Source organism: Collinsella aerofaciens, from assembly GCF_040915425.1.
Taxonomy (GTDB): domain Bacteria; phylum Actinomycetota; class Coriobacteriia; order Coriobacteriales; family Coriobacteriaceae; genus Collinsella; species Collinsella aerofaciens_BW.
The window spans coordinates 26,660-45,522 of sequence record NZ_JBCPDN010000008.1; the positions used below are offsets into that span (position 1 = coordinate 26,660).

Here is an 18,863-nt window from a genome sequence, read left to right on the forward strand (position 1 = left end):
CGCATGGGGTGCACGATGCGGTCGCGCTCGTCAAACGGCATTGCCAGGCGATGCCGTCCGCGGGCGCACAGGGCACGCGTCACGCACGGATGTCCCACAACCGGCAACTCAGCCACCACGCGACCGTCCTCGACGCGTGCCACAAAGGCGCAATCGGCATAGCATCCCCCGCATGTGGTCACCACGGCGCGACCGTCACGCTTCACAGCAGATGCCATCTCGATTACCCCTTTCATCAGCCAAACACAGCAGGCCAAAAGCCCGGCAACGGGCCCCAGACCCAAAAAGCCTCCCGCACGGCAACGCCCCGCGGGAGGCCAAAGTCAAACAGACGATACCTTACGCCTCGGACTTCTTGGCGTAGATAAACCAGTAGCCGAGCGCGACCAGAACCGCGCCGCCCACGATGTTGCCCAGCGTGGCGGCGGACAAGTTAAACGCAATGCCCGCGGCGTTGAGCGCATCGGCGCCGGCGACCTTGGCACCGTAGCCGCATGCATGCATCACGGCGCCCATGGGCAAAAAGTACATGTTGGCGACGCAGTGCTCAAAACCGCAGGCCACAAAGGCGGCGATGGGCAGCAGAATGCCCACGACCTTATCGACCACGGTCTTGCCGGCGGTACCGATCCACACGGCCAGGCACACAAAGATGTTGCACAGGATGCCGCGGAAGAAGATCGTCACCCAGTCGATCGTCACCTTGCCGGCGGCGACGCTCACCATGGAATTGGCGACCGCCTCGCCGTTGAGCTTGTAAATGCCGGCCATGTACACCAAAAAGACGATGAACAGGGCACCGACAAAGTTACCGACCCATACGACGACCCAGGCCTTGAGCATCTGGACCAGGGTGATCTTTTTGCTCTTGAGCGCGCAGACCATAAGCGAATTACCGGTAAACAGCTCGGCGCCGCACACCAGCACCAGCACCAGGCCCAGGCAAAAGCACAGGCCGCCCACGACGCGCTGGGCACCCCAGCCCAGCGTGCTGTCGCTCAAGAACACGGTAAAGAACAGGCCACCGAAGGCAATAAACGCACCGGCGAACATTGCCAACAGAAAGGCCTTTGCGACCGGCAGGTTGGCCTTGGTCACGCCGGCGGCCTCGGTCTTGGCCTCGATCGCGGCGGGCGCCAGGCAATCGGGAGCGGGGTACTCCGCCTTGGAATCTGCCATGTCAATCACTTCTTTCCTAATCAGCAGGGACAAGCGCTCCTATTGCTCCTGCCCCAAGCGGACAAAGTGGGAAAAGTCGTTGGCGGCCACGGCGTCGTACACGGCGTCGACGGCGTCAAAGACCTCCGGGGACATAGGGTTGTAGAACTCCGTGTCGCCCGGCTGAATCCCAACGAAGACGATATCATCACACGATTGCTCAATCTCTTCGATCAGAATCGACAAAGGAAGCGAATGCGTGGTGAACATCGACTTGCGGGCCACGTCACGTTTGTCGAGCAAGCGGATGGCGCCGACGGGCAGCGCCATGTCGGCGGCATCGACCAAAACCAGACGCGGCGGACGCTCGCGCTTGACCTCGATGATGTCGTCCTCGGGCGTTTGCCCGCCGTCGATGGTGTACCAACCGGCGATGGGTGCGTCTTCCATCTTTTTGGAGAGCACGGGGCCGGCGGCATCGTCGGCACGCAGCACGCTTCCCGCCGTGAGTACGATACCCTCAAACGGGGCGCCGTTCACACGTCCATCCACAACGTGACCCATTACTGCAACCTTCCCGTCAGATACACGCCCGACACATCGCGCACGCGCTCCACCAAATCGCGGAACTTCATTAAGAACGCGACCTGCTGGGCATGCAGGCCAAAGTCGTCGTCGAACACCGAGATGCCGGCCTTGGCCGACCCGCGAAAACCGCGCTCATCGAGCAGCGCATCGCAGACCTCGAGCAGCGACGGCACCGCCGCCTTGTCGAGCTGGCACTCGCCAAAGGAGCGGATGGCCTCGAACTTGGTCTTGGCCTCCCCCTCCGGCAGTGCGTCGACGAGCGAATAGAACACATCCACCGGCACCGACAGGCGCGGCTCAAAGCAGTCGAGCACGCCGGTGTGGTGGCCCGCGGCGAGCGTGTAGTACAGCACGTCGCAGGCCTCCTGGGGAACGTCTTCCTCGGTCTCCACAAACTTACGCGTGAGCTCGTAGAAGACCACCTGGTCGGGCGCATGGCCCAGGCAGGGGTCGGCGATGCCCTCGGCGGCCTTGTCGCTTGCGCGCGAGGCATCGCCAAAAGAGCCGCCGAGCATGCCGGGGCCCGCAAAGTAACCAGAGCGGTCCGTGAGCTCCATCTAGCGACCTCCGGCCAGCACCAGATCCTGCAGCGCCGAGTAGACCTCAACGCGGCGCGGATCGTCCTGCTTGTCGATCAGCAGCGCCATGGCACCGCGGATATCGCCCTTGGGCGCGCCCTCGAGCGTATCCATAAACTCGTTGGCCAAATCGCGGCCGTAACGGTATCCGCTCATGGCGCGAGCCTCGCGCTCGATGGCAACGCGCAGCTTGTACGGCACGCCGGGGTGCAGGATATCGGCCTGCTCGCCGGCGGCCTCCACCGTGGTCTCGGCATGGAGCTTTTGGTCCAGCAGACCGAGTGCCATGGCGAAGCCGTAGATGGTCTGCGCGGGGCTGGGCGGGCAGCCGGGGATGTAGACGTCGACCGGCAGAATCTTGTCCGTGCCGCCCCAGACGCAGTAGTTGTCGTAGAAGATGCCGCCGGTGCAGCCGCACGCGCCATAGGACACCACGATCTTGGGATCGGGTGCGGCCTCAAAGGCGCGCAGGGCCGGCATGCGCATGGCACGCGTCACAGCGCCGGTGTACAGCAGCACATCGGCGTGACGGGGCGAGGGCACGACCTTGATGCCAAAGCGCTCGACGTCGAAGACGGGCGTGATGGAACCGAAGATCTCGATCTCGCAGCCGTTGCAGCCGCCACAGTCAACACGGTAGACGTACACCGAGCGCTTGATCTTCTTAAGAAGGGTCGCCTTGGCCTTCTCGATGCTCTCGTCGAGCTCGATCTTGGTCGGGCGGTACTGAAGCCGCTCGGGCAAAAGCGTGGGTTCGGCCATGGTTACTCCTCCTTCGTATCAAAATCCATGATGATGCCCTCGACCGGCGCCGGACCGGCGGGAATCTCGGGCGCATCGGGGTTGAGCTCGCGGTCGATATACTCCGGGTTCACGCCGTGGCCGCCCAGATACTCCATGCCGGGGCCCTGGGGCTCGCCGGACGCAAGTGTCTCGTTGGCAGCCATACCGGCAGCGTTGCCGGTCTTTACGGCCGAGGCGGCGCGCAGGGCGTCGAGCTCGCGCTTGCACTCCTGGCACATACCGACGGTACGGGCGGCCTGGATAGCCTCCATGCCGCCGGCCTTTTGCAGCAGGCGCTTGGCGTAGTCGATTTCCTTGTGCGGGGCAAACGGCTTGCCGCAACGCGAGCAGTGCTCGAGCGTGTAGACGCTCTTGCTGGTGAGGTCGTCCTTGCTCATGACGGCCAGCTCAAACTCCTCGGTGAGCTTGATGGCCTCCATGGGGCAGGCCTCCTCGCAACGGCCGCAGAAGATGCAACGGCCGTAGTCGATCGACCAGGTAATGGTATCGGCCGCAAGGTCGGTGTCCATGCGAATGGCATCGGCCGGGCACGCCACGCCGCAGGCACCGCAGGCGATGCAGAGCTCGGCATTGCGCTCGGGCTTGCCGCGCATGTCCTTGTTGGTGGGGAACGGCGCAAACGGGTACTTGACCGTCGCGTCGCCGGCCTTGGCGTTAACCTTCCAAAGCTTCAGCATATTAGAGCGCCTCCTCATCGAGCGGGGCGGCCATGGTGCCCTCGCCCGCAAGCGGCGACTTGTCGCGCCAGACGTTTTCGAACTGCTCCTTGTCGAGCACATGGTCGCGCTTGGCGGCGACGTCGGTCACCGTCACGCGGTCGGTGCAGGAGTAGCACGGGTCGAGCGAGCCGACGATCAGCGCCGCGTCGCCCACGGTGTTGCCGCGGAACATGTAGCGCAGGACCGGCCAGTTGCTGTACGTGGCGGCCTTGGCGCGCCAGCGGTAGCACTTCTGGTTGTTGCCGAGCATGGCCCAGTGCACGTCCTCGCCGCGCGGCGCCTCGGTGGCGCCGATGGCGTACTTGTGCGGGGTGTACTCCCAATCCGTGGTGAGGATGGGGCCCGACGGGCAGTTCTCGAGCATGGTCTCGATCATGTCGATCGAATCGTAGACCTCCTGGATGCGGACGGCGGTACGGCCGAAGGCATCGCAGGTGTCGGCCGTGGCGGCGTGCATCTTTTGGACGTCCGGATCGGCGTAGCCGTCGAAGGGATGGTCAAAGCGCACGTCGCGGGCATAGCCCGAGCCACGCATGAGCGGGCCGACCGGCGAGAAGTCGCGTGCGATCTTGCGGTCCAGAATGCCGATGCCACTCGTACGCTCAATGAAGTTGGGCGTGGAGAGCAAGACGTCGACGAGCTCCTGAACCTCGGAGCGCAGCTGGTGGATGGTCGTGAGCGTGGAGAGCTTCTGTTCGGCCAAAATGTCGCGACGCACGCCGCCGATCACGTTGAGACCGTAGGTCTTGCGGTGACCGGAGAGCTTCTCGGCCAGGTCCATGGACTTCTCGCGGACGCGGAAGAACTGCTGGAAGCCGGAGTCGAAGCCGGTGTAGTGCGATGCGAGGCCAATATTGAGCAGGTGTGAGTGCAGACGCTCGACCTCGAGCATGATGGCGCGGATGTACTGGGCGCGCGGCGGGACATGAATGCCCTGGGCGCGCTCGACGGCCTCGGCATAGGCCACCGAGTGGGCGCAGCCGCAGATGCCGCAGATGCGGTCGGCGAGGAACGTCACGGCGTCATAGTTCAGGCGCGTCTCGGCGACCTTCTCCATGCCGCGGTGCACGTAGAACAGACGGTAGTCAGCGTCCACGATCGTCTCGCCCTCGACGAACAGGCGGAAGTGGCCGGGCTCGTCGGAGGTAATGTGCAACGGGCCCATGGGGACGAGCGTGGTCTCCTTGCCCTTGGTGTCGGCCAAGAACTCGTAGTTTTCCATGTCGCTCGCGGGAGCGGGACGGAAACGGTAATCCATGGAGTCCTTGCGCAGCGGATACAGGCCGCTGGGCCAATCGTCGGGCAGCACCAGGCGGCGACGGTCGGGCAGGCCCTCGGGAATCAGGCCGAACATGTCGCGCAGCTCGCGCTCGCCCCACACGCAGGCGGGGACGAACGGCGTCACGGACGGGAACGTCATCTTGGCGGGGTCGACCTCGGCACGCACGGTAACCCAGCCGGGGTCCTCCCCCTCCATGGAGATGACGTAGTACACGGCGTAACGGCCGCACAGGGAGCGCTCGTCGTTGCCGACAATCACGGGAATCCAGCCGTAGCGCTCGTAGTACAGGTAGTGGACGGCCTCGGGCAGACGGTCCAGCTTGACGGTGATCGTCAGCTGGTCCTCGCACTGCCACTCGACCTTCTCGATGCAGCCCGGAACGGCGCGGCGCAGGGCCTCGACATGGCTCTCGCAGCGACGGGCATACACCTTGTTCTCAGTTTCAATCATTCGTTACTCCACCTCGCTCTGAGCGGTCTCGGTACCGAACACAGCGCGGTACATCGGCGTCGCGTGAAGCTCCTCGGTGCTCTGCTCGAGCACGATGCCGGTCGCGGTCTCCACACCGTGCACGAGGGGCAGCGGGGTGGCGATGCCAAACCACAAGATCATGACAGCCAGGATGATTTCGGGGATAAGCATGAGCGCCGGGGCCTCATGCTTGCCCATGCCCTGGGGCGCATGGCCGAATACCGACTTGAGTGCGATGCGGGTGAGCGCGGAGATGGCCACGGTAAGACCGAGGGCGACCACGACGACCAGCCACATAGGACCGGCGGTAACACCGGCGACAAAAGTCAGGAACTCGGAGATAAACATGCCAAAGGGCGGGAAGGCACCAAGACCGAGCAGCGCCAGGACGGCGAGCGCGGCGGTTGCGGGAGCAACCTCGACGACGCCCTGAATCTTAGCCAGGCTACGCGTACCAAAGGCGTGCTGGATGTTGCCGGACACGCAGAAGGCAAGCGTCTTGGTAAAACCGTGGAACACGCAGTGCAGCAGGGCTGCGGCGATACCCAGTGGGCCACCGATACCCAGGCACAGGGCGATAACGCCCACGTTCTCCACAGACGAGTACGCAAAGCGGCGCTTGAGGTCGTCCTGGCGAAACATCGAAAGTGCCGCCACCAAAATGGACAGCGTGCCGACGATCAACAGCAGAAGTTGCGGATACTCGGCGCCCACGGCCTGGATGGTAAAGCCGTAGAAGCGCATGATCACAAGCATGGCGCACTTAAGCAGCACGCCAGAGAGCAGGGCCGAGACAGGGCTCGGGGCCTGGGAGTGGGCATCGGGCAACCAAGTGTGCATGGGGAACAGGCCGGCCTTGGTGCCAAAGCCGATCACGATAAACGCAAAGGCGAGGCGCATGAGCGTCGGATCGAACTGGTCGGCATACGGCAGTACGCACGACAGGAATGCGGCCTCGTGGGCGTTGGGAATCACGTCGGCGGCGTTGGCGTAGATGAGCAGCGTACCGAACAAGCCAAAGGCCACGCCGGCGGTGCAGACCATCGCATACTTCCAAGAAGCCTCGAGGGCCGTCTTGTTCTTGTAGATACCCACGAGGAACACGGTGGAAAGCGTGGTTGCCTCCACGGCGGCCCACGTGAGGATCATGTTGTTGGACAGGCACGCGAGCAGCATGGTGAACACAAACAGGCTAAACAGCGCAAAATACTGCTTGGCGCGCTCGGCGGGCATGGAGCCCTCCTCGATATCGGCCTTTACATAGGGCAGCGAGAACAGCCCGGTAAGAAAACCGATAAAGCCGATGAGCAGCACAAAGATGGCGCCCAGCGAATCGAGGTGGAACCACAGGCCAAGAGCGCTCGCGGTGTCGCCGCTCATAAGGACGTCACCGGCCGTCACAATCGACAGCACCAGGACGGCTGCGACGGAGACCAGGTTGAGACCGGCAAACACGTTATAGGACGTGTTCTTGGGCAAAAATGCCATGACCAGCGAGAACACCAAAGGAGTCGCGAGCAGGGCGAGAATCAACGTTTCCATGGACTACCCCCTCAGCTCGGACAGGTCGTGCGCATCGAGCGAGTGCGAGTCGTCCCAAATGCGACGCACGACGATGGACATGATGATGACGGCAAAGATGGCGTCGGTGGCGATACCGATCTCGATGATCTCGGGAGCGGTGGGGGCCAAAAGCGCGAGCGTCACGTGGCTGCCGTTTTCCATAAGGCAGTATCCAAAGATCTGCTTCATGATGTTGCGCTGCGAAATGATGCAGGTGAGGCCCACAAAGAAGTGAGCGAAGCTAATAGCGAGCGCAGGCGTTGCGACCTCGGCCGTGGGAAGGCTGATCTGCGTCACGACGGCAAAGCAAATCGCGACCTCCACGGCGATGATGCAGATGGCCCACGCGGGCTTAAGGCCGGCCTTGAGTGATGCGTCGCTCGGCTCGCCCATCTTCTTGTATGCGCGGTTGAGGATATAAGGGACCAGGACGACCTTGGTGATAAAGGCAGATCCGGCCCACATAAGCAGCTCCTGCGCACCGGTGGTGGCACCGAGCGTAGCGAGCAGCCCCACGAGCACCAGCGACTGCACCGCATACCAGTTGATGGCATGTTTGATGTTCTTGGAGACGACCACCATGGTGGACGTGACGATCAGAAGGCCGCCAAGGATGTTGACGATCGAATAACCCATGTCGTTCTACCTCCTAACCGATCCAGCTGGCCGAAAGCGGGCCGCTGACGATGACCATGATGATGAGCACGATGAACACGAACGCCATCGCACGGGGAAGCGGGGCTCCCGCAGCGACCTCTTCGCTCGGCTCGCCGGGCAGGCAATAGCCCATCCACTTGAGGAACCAGGCGAAGGTGGCGACGGTCTCGGCGACCATGATGCACACGAGCACCAGGATCGCGACGTTGCCGGCACCTACAGAAAAGCCGCCGGCGATGATCTGGAACTTCGAGAAGAACGTGTTCATGGGCGGCACGCCGGCAATAGCGAGTGCCGCGACACCGAAGCCCACGCCCGAGATCGGGTACTTCTTTACGATGCCGCGAAGCTTGGGCAGCATACGCGTGCCGAGCGTAAAGGAGAACGAACCGGCGATCAGGAAGAACAGCGTCTTGGCGAAAGCGTGGTTAAAGATGTGGCAGACGGCGCCATCGAAGGCCAGCTGGCTGCCAAAGACCGAAAGGCCCAGACCAAAGAACACATAGGAGAGCTGGGCGATCGTGGAGAAGGCCAGCAGACGCTTCATGTCCTTTTGCGGCAGGTACATAAGGAAGCCAAAGAGCATGGTGACCATGGCGTCGATAATGGCGACCCAACCCACGATCTCGGGGATCTCGCCGGCAGAGACGAGTGCACGCGCGAACACGCACACGCCGACCTTAACCATCGAGGCGCCATGCAGGTAGGCCGAAACAGGCGTCGGCGCCTCCATGGCCGAAGGCAGCCACATGTACATGGGAACCTGTGCGGACTTGGCCCAGGCCGCAAACAGCACGAGCAAAAGGACGATAGCCTTGAGCTTGGCGTCGAGGCCGGCAATCGCGGTAATGGCGAAGGTACCGGTATGGGCAAACACGATGGCGGCGCCCAGATACAGGCCGAGCGCACCGATATGCGTAATGATCAGAGCCTTCATGCCGGCCTTCTTGGCCGTAGGCGTCATGTAGTAGCTAATGAGGCCCCAAGAGCACGCACCCGTGATCTCAAAGAACACGAGCTGGCCCAAAAGGGTCGAGCTGTACACGAGACCGGCCATGGCGCCGATGAAGGTCGCGAGGTACGCGTAGAAGCGACGACGCGGTGCGTCGGGATGCTCACGGTTATTCTCGCTCATATAGGGAATCGAATAGATCACGACAAGCAGGCCGATACCCACAAAGGCGGGCGCGAGCAGCGTGCTCATGCGATCGAAGGTGAATCCCATGACGAGGGTCTGCCCAAACGAGATCAGGGGGACCTGCGTGTCGGGCATGCCGGCGCCAGCGAAATTCCCGGCGAGGGCGATGGTGCAGACCGTCGAGACGGCGGCACCCAAAACGCTGAACCACTTGGCGTACGGACGGGGGAACAGGGCGACGAGCACCGAGGCCACCATCGGGGCCGCGATAGCGACCAAGCCGAGAAGGGACAGACTGACTGCAAATGACATTGTTTCTCCCTTCTCCTACACGCCGACGACCACGAAGACAAACGCCAGAACGGCGATGCCAACGACAGCCCAGGTCTGATTGCCAAGCACCTTAAAGCGCGAACGCGAGCAGGAGTTCTCGATCACGCCGCATACGACAAAGTCGATCAGGCACTTCACCAGGAAGATGACTGCGCCCAGAACGGCGGCGGCGCCCACGGTCGCGGGCTCGCCCCAGGGGACGAAGATCGCGCAGAACCAAGCGACGACCAGGACCTGTTTCATGGACATGGCAAGCTTGGCCATGGCGAGCGACGGGCCCGAAAGCTCGGCGAGCGGACCTTCCTGGAGCTCCTGCTCGGCCTCGGCCTGATCAAACGGCAGCTTGCCGAGTTCCATGTAGCAGGCAATCGCAAAGGCGATGCCGGCGAGGATCACGGCGACCGGCGCGTCGATGGCGCCCGTCATGATGTGCTGACCCATGGTGGCGATGTCGGTGGAGCCGCACACCAGGGCGGCGGCAAACAGCGCCAGCAGCATGGACGGCTCGATGAGCACGCTCATGAGCAGCTCGCGGACGCCGCCGATACCGGCGTAGGCGTTGGACGAATCCACACCGCAGAGGGCGAAGAAGAAGCGGGCGAGCGCCAGGCTGTACATGATGGTGATGGCGTCACCAAAGACCGGGATGGGGCTTTGCGCCGTAAAGAGCGGCAGGCCCATCGCGAGCATAAAGGCGACGGCGAAGAACAGCGGCGGCATGATGCGCAGCGCAAAGCTCGCGTCCTCGCTCTGGGACTCGGGGCGCGCAAAGAGCTTGGCCAGGTCGCGGTAGTCCTGCATGATGCTGGGGCCGCGACGGTTGTGCATCTTGGCGCGGATCACGCGGCCGAGACCGGAGAAGAACGGCGCGACGGCCATAACGACCACGCCCTGCAGAACGGCAAGTACGATGTTGTTCATGCTCTCCCCTCCTTAACCCATTTGCACGGCGAGCACGAGGAACACCACGAGTGCCGCGACGATGTAGCAGATATAGATGCTGTAGTTGCCGCCCTCGAGCTTAGTCGCGAGGTCGGCGAGCTTCTCGACACCCTTATGCGGGGCATCGACGAGAACCTTGTCGGGTACGGGCTCCACAGCCTCGGCCACACCGGTCAGCTTCTGGAAGAAGTGCGCGATGGACCAGCAGACGGCCGTGCAGCGGTCGCGCAGCGTGTAGAGCGGCTGCATAAACCAGGACACCTCGGAGGCAAAGGTCGTGGCCACGACGGGCATATGCTCGTTGGGAGCATAGCCACATGCCCACGGCTGGGACTTCTGCACCTTGCCGACGGTCTTGAGCTTGCGATAACCGCAGGCAAGGCCGACGAGCACCACGAGCGCAATGGCGATTGCGGGCGTGGAGGTGGCAGCGCCGGAGTATTGGTTCAAGAGCTCCATGCCCTCGGCGGCAAACACGCCACCGTACGGATGTAGCACAGACGCGGCGACATCGACCAGCACGGGCGCGATCACGGGAGCGCCAATGCCCAGCACGACGCAGATGGCCGCGAGCAGGCCCTGCGCAAACACCATGGGGGCGGGAACCTCCTTGGCATTGGCCGCGGCCTCGGAGCGGGGCGCGGAGGCAAAGGAGACGCCATAGGCCTTGACGAAGCACGTGACAGCCAGCGCGCCGGTAATGGCAAGCGCGACGGCAGCGAACACGGCCACGATCATGACGGCCTTGTCGCCCTGCATGGCGGCGTTAAACAGCGACTGGTAGGTAAACCACTCGGATACAAAGCCGTTGAAGGGCGGGATGGCCGAGATGGCAAGCGCGCCAATAAGGAAGCAGATGGCCGTTGCCGGCATACGACGGAACAGGCCGCCCATCTTCTCCATATTTCGTGTACCCGTGGAGTACAGCAGCGCGCCGGCGCCCAAGAACAGCTCGCCCTTAAACATCGCGTGGTTAAACGTGTGGTAGAGAGCGGCCATCAGGGCCAGGACGGCGATGCCGACAGAGTTGAGCGCCATGGCGGCCATGGAGGCGCCGACGCCGAGCAGAATGATGCCGATGTTCTCGACGGAGTGATAGGCCAGCAGGCGCTTGATGTCATGCTCCTGCAGGGCGAAGGCCACGCCGAGGACCGACGAGATCGCACCGAAGACCATGACCATAAGGCCCCACCAGACCTGAACGCCCGAGGCGGAGAGCAGGTCGAGACCCACCTTAAGGATACCGAAGATACCGATCTTGATCATGCCGCCGGACATGAGGGCCGACACGTTGGACGGCGCCTCGGGATGTGCCTTGGGCAGCCAGCCGTGCAGCGGGATGATACCGGCCTTGGCGCCAAAGCCAAAGAAGGCGAGCACGAAGCACACGGATGCGACCGCGGGGCTAAACTGCGTGGCGCGGAAATCCGCAAAGGCAAACGAGCCGCCGGCGAAGTTGGTCATGGTGAGGAAGCTCGCCATGATGAGCACAAAGCCCACGTGCGCGATCACAAAGTAGAGCCAACCGCCATGGATGGAGTTCTCGCTCTCCTCGATCACGACCAGGAAGTACGAGGTCAGCGACATGAGCTCAAAGGCGACCAGGAACCAAAACACGTTGTCGGCGGTGATGACGAGCATCATGGACGCCACGAAGGTGTTAAAGAAGAAGCCGGCGCGGCCCTTTTTGCCCGGGTACTCATCAAAGTAGTTGAGACCGTAGATCGAGCCGGCAAACGCGAGCACCGAGATGAGCGCCACGAACAGGCCGGACAGCTGGTTGAGCAGCAGCTGGAAATGGGCAAACGGGAAGAACACGATGGCGTCGACCGACGTGACATCGCCCAGCACGGCCTGGATACCGGCCACAAACGAAAGCACCGCGGCGACGGCGCCGATTAGGCAGCCGGCGGACTTGGCGGCGTTATCGGCCTTGATCAGCAGAACCGAGGCGAGCGCACCGATGCACGAGACGGCAAGCGATGCGATAAACAGCGTCATGCTATCCATTGTTTACGCTCCCTTCTGCTTTCTCGGAGAGGCCCTGGGCCACAGCGGTAACGTCGACGACCGGACCGTTTTCAATCGAGCGCAGGCGCTTGGCCTCGTCGAGCTCGCGATCGGCCGCGCCGCCCATGACAGTCAGCGCCTTGGTGGGGCACGCCGCCACACAATGCGGGCCGTCCGGATCGAAGGCGCACAGGTCGCACTTGACAGCGCAGGTGTACTGGCCGGGAGCCCACGTAAGCAGGCTGCTCAGGGACTTAGGATACGAAGGCGTCGGGTCGCACATGCCTGCGACACCGGCGATAGACGTGCCATCGGGATGGATGGCTCCGAAGGGGCACGCGATGGCGCACAGCCTGCACCCGATGCACTCCTGCTCCTTGACGTGGATGCGATCGCCATCGTGCTCGATGGCATTCACCGGGCAAACCTCGGCGCAGGGGGCACCCTCGCAATGGTGGCAGGCAAGGGCGGCCGAAATGCCGCCGGTCTTCACGAGCGCCAGGCGCGGCGTATCCTGAAGACCCTGCATCCGGTGGGCGTCGGCACAGGCGGACTGGCATGTTCCGCAGCCGATGCACCTCTCCGGGTTGATGTCGATGAAGCGGTTCATCCCCACTTCCTTTCAAAATAACGGGCCGGGCTCCCGAACGTACGGGACGCCCGGCCCAAAAAGCCAACGAGAACGGGACTACACGATTTGGTTCACGTGCGTCTCGTCGTCGAACTTGGCGGCGCCGGGCTCAACGTCCTGGGGAGCGGCGGCGTCCACCAGAGCCTGCTTGAGCTCGGTGTACTGACGCTCGACCTCGCCCTCGGCCCAAACCTGGTCGGCAATGGCGTCGACCTGGCAGGCGGAGAACTTGTCCTCGGGCGTATGCGAGACCGGGTCGACCTTGTGAATGGTCAGCTCGTTGCACTTGCCGATCCACCACTGGTAGGTCATATAGACCGTGCCCTTGTTGATACGGTCGCTCACATCGGCGCGGCTGTATACCTGGCCACGGCGGCTGTGAATCGAGACGATGTCGCCGTTCTTGATGCCGCGCGCCTGGGCGTCCGCGGGATTCATGCGGACAAAGCCGGGCTCGTCGGCAAGCAGCGCCAGCGTCTTGCAGTTGCCGGTCATCGAGCGGCAGCTGTAGTGGCCGACCTCGCGGACGGTGCACAGGATGAGCGGGTACTCATCGTCGGGAAGCTCGGAGGGCGCCTCCCAGTCGTGCGCCATCAGGTTGGCGCGGCCGTCCTTGGTGGTGAACTTGCCACCAGCGAACATGTCGGCCGTACCGTGGTCGTTCACATCGGTGCTCTTGACGGGCCACTGGGCGTAGCCGCCCTCGGGAGCCATCTTCTCGTAGGTCGCGCCCACAAAGTTGGGGCACAGGCTAATGCACTCGTTCCAGATCTGCTCGGTGTTGTCGTAGTGCATGGGGTAGCCCATACGCGTGGACAGGTCCGCGAAGATCTCCCAGTCGTGGCGGCACTCGCCCTTGGGCGGAACGGCCGCGTCAAAGTGCTGGAAGCTACGGTCGGATGCGGTAAAGACACCCTCGTGCTCGCCCCAAGAGGTGGCAGGCAGGATGACGTCGGCGAGCATGGTCGTCTGCGTCATAAAGATGTCCTGGCAGATGAACAGGTCCAGCTCGGAGAGCGTCTTGCGCATTCCGGCCGAATCGGGCTCAGTCTGGACCGGGTCCTCGCCGTAGTTGTAGAAGCAGTGCACCTTGCCCTCGTCGACCAGGTGACCCAGGTCGGTGAGCTTGTAGCCCTCCTCGAGCGGGAGCTTTTCCTCGGGCACGCCCCAAGCCTTGGCAAACTTGGCACGCACTGCCGGGTCGGTGACTTTCTGGTAGCCAGGGTACAGGTTGGGCAGCATGCCCATATCGCAGGAGCCCTGGACGTTGTTCTGGCCACGCACGGGCGCGAGACCGGAATTGGGTTTGCCGATCTGGCCGGCAACGCAGGCGATGGAGGCGATGGTGTGCACCGTCTTCAGGTTCTGCTTCTGCTGGCATACGCCCATACCCCAGCCAATGATGGCAGAGGGCTTCGCCGTGGCGTACATCTCGGCAGCTTGGTGGATCAACGCGGGCTCGACACCCGTGATGTCCTGTACAGATTCGGGAGTGTAGTTCTTGATGGTCTCCCACCACTCGTCAAAGCCGTTCGTGTGCTCGGCGACGAATTCCTTGTCGTAGAGGCCATCGTTGACCAAGCAGTTGGCAAAGGCGTTGAGGAACGCAACATTGCAACCGTTCTTGATCGGAAGGTAGAGATCGGCGATACGCGCGGTTTCGATATGGCGCGGGTCGGCGACGATGATCTTGCAACCCTTTTCTTTGGCTCACACGATACGCCTTGCGACGATGGGGTGCGAATCGGCAGGGTTATAGCCGAAGAGGAAAATGCAGCCCGCATCCTCCATACCGGGGATGGAGCATGACATGCAACCTGAACCAACCGTGTCCATCAGACCGAGGACAGTAGGGCCGTGTCAAGTACGGGCGCAGTTGTCTACGCTGTGGGTGCCGATGCACGCACGCGTAAACTTCTGCATGACGTAGTTCGCCTCATTGCCGCCGCCTCGCGAAGAGCCGGTGGTCATGACAGCGTTAGGACCATATTCGTCAATTATGGCCTGCATCTTAGATGCGGTGAAATCCAGTGCCTCGTCCCAGCTTACGCGCTCAAGATCCGCGCCCTTAGTGCGGCGGATCATCGGGTGCAGTACGCGAGGAGTCAAGATCTTAGTGTCGTTGATGAAGTCGTAGCCGCTCATGCCCTTAAGGCACAGCTCGCTCTGGTTGGTGATGCCGTTGAGCGGTTCGGTGCCCACGACCTGGCCGTTTTGGACCAGGAGGTTAAACTGGCAACCGGCGCCGCAGTACGGGCAGATCACTTTATGCTTCTCCATGACACCCTCCTTCCTTTTTCTGCTACCGAATGCTCGGTACTTATTTGACAATCATTGGGCTTGTCGCCCCAACGCTTACGCCTCGTTTTCGATGGTGGCGCGGGCACGCTCGGCAGTCAGTTCTGCCAGGCGCTCCTCGTCTACCAGGGTGAGGCCCTTGGTCGGGCACGCCTCGGCACACGCCGGACCGCCGGGACGGTCCACGCACAGGTCGCACTTGAGCACGAAGCTCTTGGTCTGCGAACCCACGCGAACGTCGCCCATCAAGACCGGAACCTGCGTGGTCGCCACGCTCACGGCGCCAAAGGGGCATGCCATGACGCAGCTCTTGCAGCCGATGCAGTTGTCCTCGTTGACGCCGATACGATGGTTCTTTGGATCAAAGAACAAGGCGCCCGTAGGACAGGCCTTCGCGCACGGGGCATCCTCGCAGTGATGGCAAGCCACCGGTGCGGAGATCTCGTACGTACGCGTCACGCGCAGGCGCGGCGCGGCGATGTTGCCGGGGATGTCGTGCGCCTCGATGCACGCCGCCATACAGGTTTGGCACCCAATGCAGCGTGAGGAATCGGCTACGACTCGTTTATTGCCCATGTTGTTCACTCCCTCCTGAATCCCATGCCGGAGAGACCCTGTCGACGTTGCCCCGGACCGCCCGTGGTCCGGCATCGGCGTATCGAGTGCATGCGGCGAAACAGGCACTTCGATAGAATTCCTCCAACGATATACAGGTTAAATATACGCAGTTGCAGGTGGCAAACTTGAGCATAGGTCCTGCAATACGGGTGTATTGCAGGGGTTTTGGCAGGTTGGAATTATTCTCTAGAAGCTATAAAGGTGAGTGTATTACATGCGTACATCCAAGGGAGATTTCACGCTCGTTTCTGAAGGATGTAGTACGTTTGTAATATCGTTTACACTCAATTACTCTAGTGCAATAAAGTAGTGGTTGTAAGATTGGCTATTATTAGCCGATGTTGTATTTGACTATTCAAATTGCACGCTCATTAAGGGAGGCCAGTGATGTCATCGACTCAAAAACGAGCCATCCTGCAGGTGCGCATTCGCGAGGAAGACAAGCAGCATGCCGAACGTCTCTACGACGCCATGGGCACATCGCTCGCCGAGGCTGTCCGTCTATTTGTCGCGCAGAGTATTTTGATGCGCAAGCTCCCCTTTCAGCCGGTCGCCGTGCGCTCCAAGGACGGCACGGCCGCCTATGGACTGCTCAAAGCATATGGGGAACCCAATCGCCGCTCCGAGGAGCGCAATGCCTGGATTGAATACCTAGCCACAGAAAGCGACGAGTCGGTTTTGGGTCCCGAGGAAGTAGATATCCATGAGTAGCACCATCATCGACGAGACCGTCATCCTGCGCTACCTGCTTGACGACGACGAGGTCCTGTCACCGCGCGCCGCCAAGGTCATCGCCACGCGCACCGCACGTGTCTACCCCGAAATCATCACGCGCGTCGTGGTCACGCTGCGCGACGTCTATAAGGTTCCCCGCGTTGAGATTGCTGCGGCCATGAAAAGGCTGCTCGATGACGTCATGGTCGACGAGCCCACCGTTGTCACCCTTGCCATCAAACTCTTCGGCAAGACCCATATGGACTTTACCGACTGCCTCCTCGCAGCCCGAACCGCCATCTACAACGATGATGTCGTGAGCTTTGGCAAGCCCATCATCCAAGGCATGATCGATTACCGCCGCAAGCACCAAACCGCAGCCGAAGCCCGCGACCGCGCCGCCTAAGCCCGCAGCCGAAGCACCGACTCCACCATCGGCAAGCTCCGCCACCACCCCCGCAGCTAACCCCATCCCCTCCTAAGTTGCGGTGAAATAGTTCCTGGATTTAGGCTCATTCGAGCTATTCAGGAACTATTTCACCGCAACTTTCTGTAAGGGTGGTTCTTAGTGCCGCCGAGAGGCACTAATCAACCGTTTGCCGATATGTTTGGCTCAAACTCATGACTCTGACCTGCCCCGTCAAGCTTTTGGTCAGTTCATGGCAAGGTCTGGCGGACCAAATATGGGATAGCGTAGTGTCATTCACTCCCCCTCGAGACCATGGGGTCGAAAATGAGTCATGATAAACGCTGTTCCAAACCGCAAGTAGAGCTGTTCTTCCGGTTATTCGAGGCCCATCATGGCGGGCACCTGTTTGTGGCTACCAAAAAATGGGATGAACGCTGTGCCTACGCGCTCATGCAAAAAGAGATGATTATTCGACTCTACAACCATGTCTACGCTGATTCCGCGTATTGGAATGACCTCGGCGTCGAAGATCGCATCTTTCAATTGGCATCCGCTATTGCGGTCGTTGAACCGGATGTCGTGTTTTGTGGAGCAACGGCGGCACTGCTCTATGGCATCGGTTCTGCATATTCGCTTCTCGACAAGGTGCAAGTGCTGCTGCCGCGTTCCACCAGACGCGATATGTACGAATTCGTTGAATACCGACGCTGGCGGCCGGGCGACGTATGGCAGCTCGGCCCGTTTACGTTAACGGATCCATATCGCACGGTGGTCGACATCGCCCGAACGAGCGCTTTTCGATATGCACTAGGCTATGTCGACGGGTTGGCTCGTGAGTACGGTGTCGAGCGTGAAGAATTGCGTGCATATGCACAAGCGAACTGCCGCGGACTGCACGGCATCGCGCGCGCATTTGACGTTTTTGAACACATGGATGGCAGATCGGATAACGGTGGAGAATCCGAGGCACGGGCGTCAATGATTCTGGCGGGAGTTGCCGCTCCCGAACTTCAGGTTGAAATCACTCGACCGGGAAACGCCGGCTATTATTTGGCAGATTACGGCTGGCAGATGCCAGACGGCTCTTGGATGCTGGCTGAGCTGCATGGACTAGGCAAGTTTGAGGACGATGCCCAAAATGATCCGGAACATACTGCGGCAAAAACCTATCGAGCTGCCCTCATGCGCGACGCGAACCTGCGTGCCATGGGCCACAACGTCATTCATTTCAAGCTCTCAGACACCTACGATGTCAAAGCGTTCGGCTCCATGATGCGCGGCTACGGCATACCAACCACAAAGCCCTACGCAGACTCCTGACCGGCTGCCCTCATCTTCTCGACAACAGAACCCATCATCGACCCAGCCCGCTCGGTCTCAATAAGTTGCGGTGAAATAGTTCCTGGATAACAGCTTTTGCGGCTAATCCAGGAACTATTTCACCGCAACTTAGGAGGGGATGTGGGGTCCCGGCATGTATATGAAAATGGCGGCTTATAGGACAAAATGTGTGTCCCGATAGAACACCCGTTTCCATCCATTAATCCAGCCAGAACGGGTACGGGTCCCTGTGGTGGAGGTCCTCCCACACTGCCCTGTCGCCCCACTCCGGCCCTCCGTCGTCACGCGACGGCGAGGCGGAGTAGACGCTGAACAGGAAGTCGATGTCCGCGTCGGTCGGCATCGTGGCGAGCTTCTCGCGCGCCGTCCTCGCGTCCCCCGAGTGCGCGTGGCACCACCAGAATACCGCCTTCACGCGCTTGACCGACGTCAGCCCCCGGTGGTTGCGCAGGACGGCCCTCAGCTGCGAGTTCACCCCTCCCTCGATCATGTTGTTGGTCGACGGCAGCGGGCCGGCCTTGGCCAGGGCGGGGTCGAGGTAGGTGAACAGCGTCCCCGCCGACACCAGCGACGACAGCGACGAGCGCGCCCGCCTCAGCCTCTCGTGGG

General features: G+C 61.6%; 19 protein-coding genes and 1 pseudogene. 3 read left to right on the top strand and 17 right to left on the bottom strand.

The features are described 5' to 3' along the window. The 16 genes from AB5164_RS02095 to AB5164_RS02165 all read right to left on the bottom strand — a co-directional run. Nucleotides 1-218, bottom strand: a 218-nt coding sequence (locus AB5164_RS02095; protein WP_368147764.1) for a hypothetical protein, incomplete at its 3' end; no start/stop codon positions are given. 121 nt (nt 219-339) lie between these two features. Then, complete coding sequence (locus AB5164_RS02100) at nt 340-1,179, bottom strand: formate/nitrite transporter family protein (RefSeq protein ID WP_368143053.1); 840 nt, start codon at nt 1,177-1,179, stop codon at nt 340-342. A 39-nt stretch (nt 1,180-1,218) separates the two neighbouring features. Then, nucleotides 1,219-1,722 carry a hydrogenase maturation peptidase HycI gene (gene hycI, locus AB5164_RS02105; RefSeq protein ID WP_368143055.1) on the bottom strand — a complete coding sequence of 168 codons (504 nt, stop codon included), beginning with the start codon at nt 1,720-1,722 and terminating at the stop codon, nt 1,219-1,221. Further along, on the bottom strand, nt 1,722-2,303 hold the full coding sequence (locus AB5164_RS02110) for a formate hydrogenlyase maturation HycH family protein (protein ID WP_368143057.1): 582 nt from the start codon (nt 2,301-2,303) through the stop codon (nt 1,722-1,724). The genes hycI and AB5164_RS02110 overlap by 1 nt, the downstream gene beginning before the upstream one ends. Next, entirely contained in the window at nt 2,304-3,086 is a 783-nt protein-coding gene (locus AB5164_RS02115; protein WP_022095195.1) for an NADH-quinone oxidoreductase subunit B family protein, read from the bottom strand. It lies immediately after the preceding gene. Nucleotides 3,087-3,088: 2 nt separating this feature from the next. Further along, the gene (locus AB5164_RS02120) at nt 3,089-3,805 is read right to left on the bottom strand and encodes a formate hydrogenlyase complex iron-sulfur subunit (RefSeq protein WP_368143059.1); all 717 of its coding nucleotides are present in this window, start codon (nt 3,803-3,805) and stop codon (nt 3,089-3,091) included. Nucleotide 3,806: 1 nt separating this feature from the next. Beyond that, the gene (locus AB5164_RS02125) at nt 3,807-5,579 is read right to left on the bottom strand and encodes a hydrogenase large subunit (RefSeq protein WP_368143061.1); all 1,773 of its coding nucleotides are present in this window, start codon (nt 5,577-5,579) and stop codon (nt 3,807-3,809) included. Between the two features lie 3 nt (nt 5,580-5,582). Further along, nucleotides 5,583-7,142 (bottom strand): hydrogenase 4 subunit F, encoded by a 1,560-nt coding sequence (locus tag AB5164_RS02130; RefSeq protein WP_368138839.1) that lies wholly within the window; start codon nt 7,140-7,142, stop codon nt 5,583-5,585. Between the two features lie 3 nt (nt 7,143-7,145). After that, entirely contained in the window at nt 7,146-7,799 is a 654-nt protein-coding gene (gene hyfE, locus AB5164_RS02135; protein ID WP_368143132.1) for a hydrogenase 4 membrane subunit, read from the bottom strand. A 13-nt stretch (nt 7,800-7,812) separates the two neighbouring features. Then, nucleotides 7,813-9,270 carry a hydrogenase 4 subunit D gene (locus tag AB5164_RS02140; protein ID WP_368143131.1) on the bottom strand — a complete coding sequence of 486 codons (1,458 nt, stop codon included), beginning with the start codon at nt 9,268-9,270 and terminating at the stop codon, nt 7,813-7,815. A gap of 15 nt (nt 9,271-9,285) precedes the next feature. Continuing rightward, entirely contained in the window at nt 9,286-10,212 is a 927-nt protein-coding gene (locus tag AB5164_RS02145) for a respiratory chain complex I subunit 1 family protein (protein WP_022095201.1), read from the bottom strand. Between the two features lie 12 nt (nt 10,213-10,224). Next, complete coding sequence (gene hyfB, locus AB5164_RS02150; RefSeq protein ID WP_368143130.1) at nt 10,225-12,243, bottom strand: hydrogenase 4 subunit B; 2,019 nt, start codon at nt 12,241-12,243, stop codon at nt 10,225-10,227. Continuing rightward, nucleotides 12,236-12,853 (bottom strand): 4Fe-4S dicluster domain-containing protein, encoded by a 618-nt coding sequence (locus tag AB5164_RS02155; RefSeq protein WP_022095203.1) that lies wholly within the window; start codon nt 12,851-12,853, stop codon nt 12,236-12,238. Before AB5164_RS02155 ends, hyfB begins: the two co-directional genes overlap by 8 nt. 78 nt (nt 12,854-12,931) lie before the next feature. Continuing rightward, nucleotides 12,932-14,563, bottom strand: a complete 1,632-nt coding sequence (locus AB5164_RS02160) for a molybdopterin oxidoreductase family protein (RefSeq protein WP_497006850.1) — start codon at nt 14,561-14,563, stop codon at nt 12,932-12,934. Between the two features lie 171 nt (nt 14,564-14,734). Continuing rightward, nucleotides 14,735-15,154, bottom strand: a complete 420-nt coding sequence (locus AB5164_RS10220) for a molybdopterin oxidoreductase family protein (protein ID WP_006234117.1) — start codon at nt 15,152-15,154, stop codon at nt 14,735-14,737. A gap of 75 nt (nt 15,155-15,229) precedes the next feature. Next, nucleotides 15,230-15,823, bottom strand: a complete 594-nt coding sequence (locus AB5164_RS02165; RefSeq protein WP_368147766.1) for a 4Fe-4S dicluster domain-containing protein — start codon at nt 15,821-15,823, stop codon at nt 15,230-15,232. 354 nt (nt 15,824-16,177) lie between these two features. On the opposite strand from AB5164_RS02165, the gene AB5164_RS02170 reads away from it, so the two are divergent. The 3 genes from AB5164_RS02170 to AB5164_RS02180 all read left to right on the top strand — a co-directional run bounded on the left by AB5164_RS02170 (nt 16,178) and on the right by AB5164_RS02180 (nt 18,233). Next, nucleotides 16,178-16,501 (top strand): type II toxin-antitoxin system RelB/DinJ family antitoxin, encoded by a 324-nt coding sequence (locus AB5164_RS02170; protein WP_368143128.1) that lies wholly within the window; start codon nt 16,178-16,180, stop codon nt 16,499-16,501. Then, nucleotides 16,494-16,910, top strand: a complete 417-nt coding sequence (locus tag AB5164_RS02175) for a type II toxin-antitoxin system VapC family toxin (RefSeq protein WP_368143127.1) — start codon at nt 16,494-16,496, stop codon at nt 16,908-16,910. Before AB5164_RS02170 ends, AB5164_RS02175 begins: the two co-directional genes overlap by 8 nt. A 327-nt stretch (nt 16,911-17,237) precedes the next feature. Further along, the gene (locus AB5164_RS02180) at nt 17,238-18,233 is read left to right on the top strand and encodes a hypothetical protein (protein ID WP_368143126.1); all 996 of its coding nucleotides are present in this window, start codon (nt 17,238-17,240) and stop codon (nt 18,231-18,233) included. Nucleotides 18,234-18,453: 220 nt separating this feature from the next. Here AB5164_RS02180 and AB5164_RS10205 read toward each other — a convergent pair. Further along, a pseudogene (locus tag AB5164_RS10205) lies at nt 18,454-18,863 on the bottom strand (hypothetical protein); the annotation flags it as partial.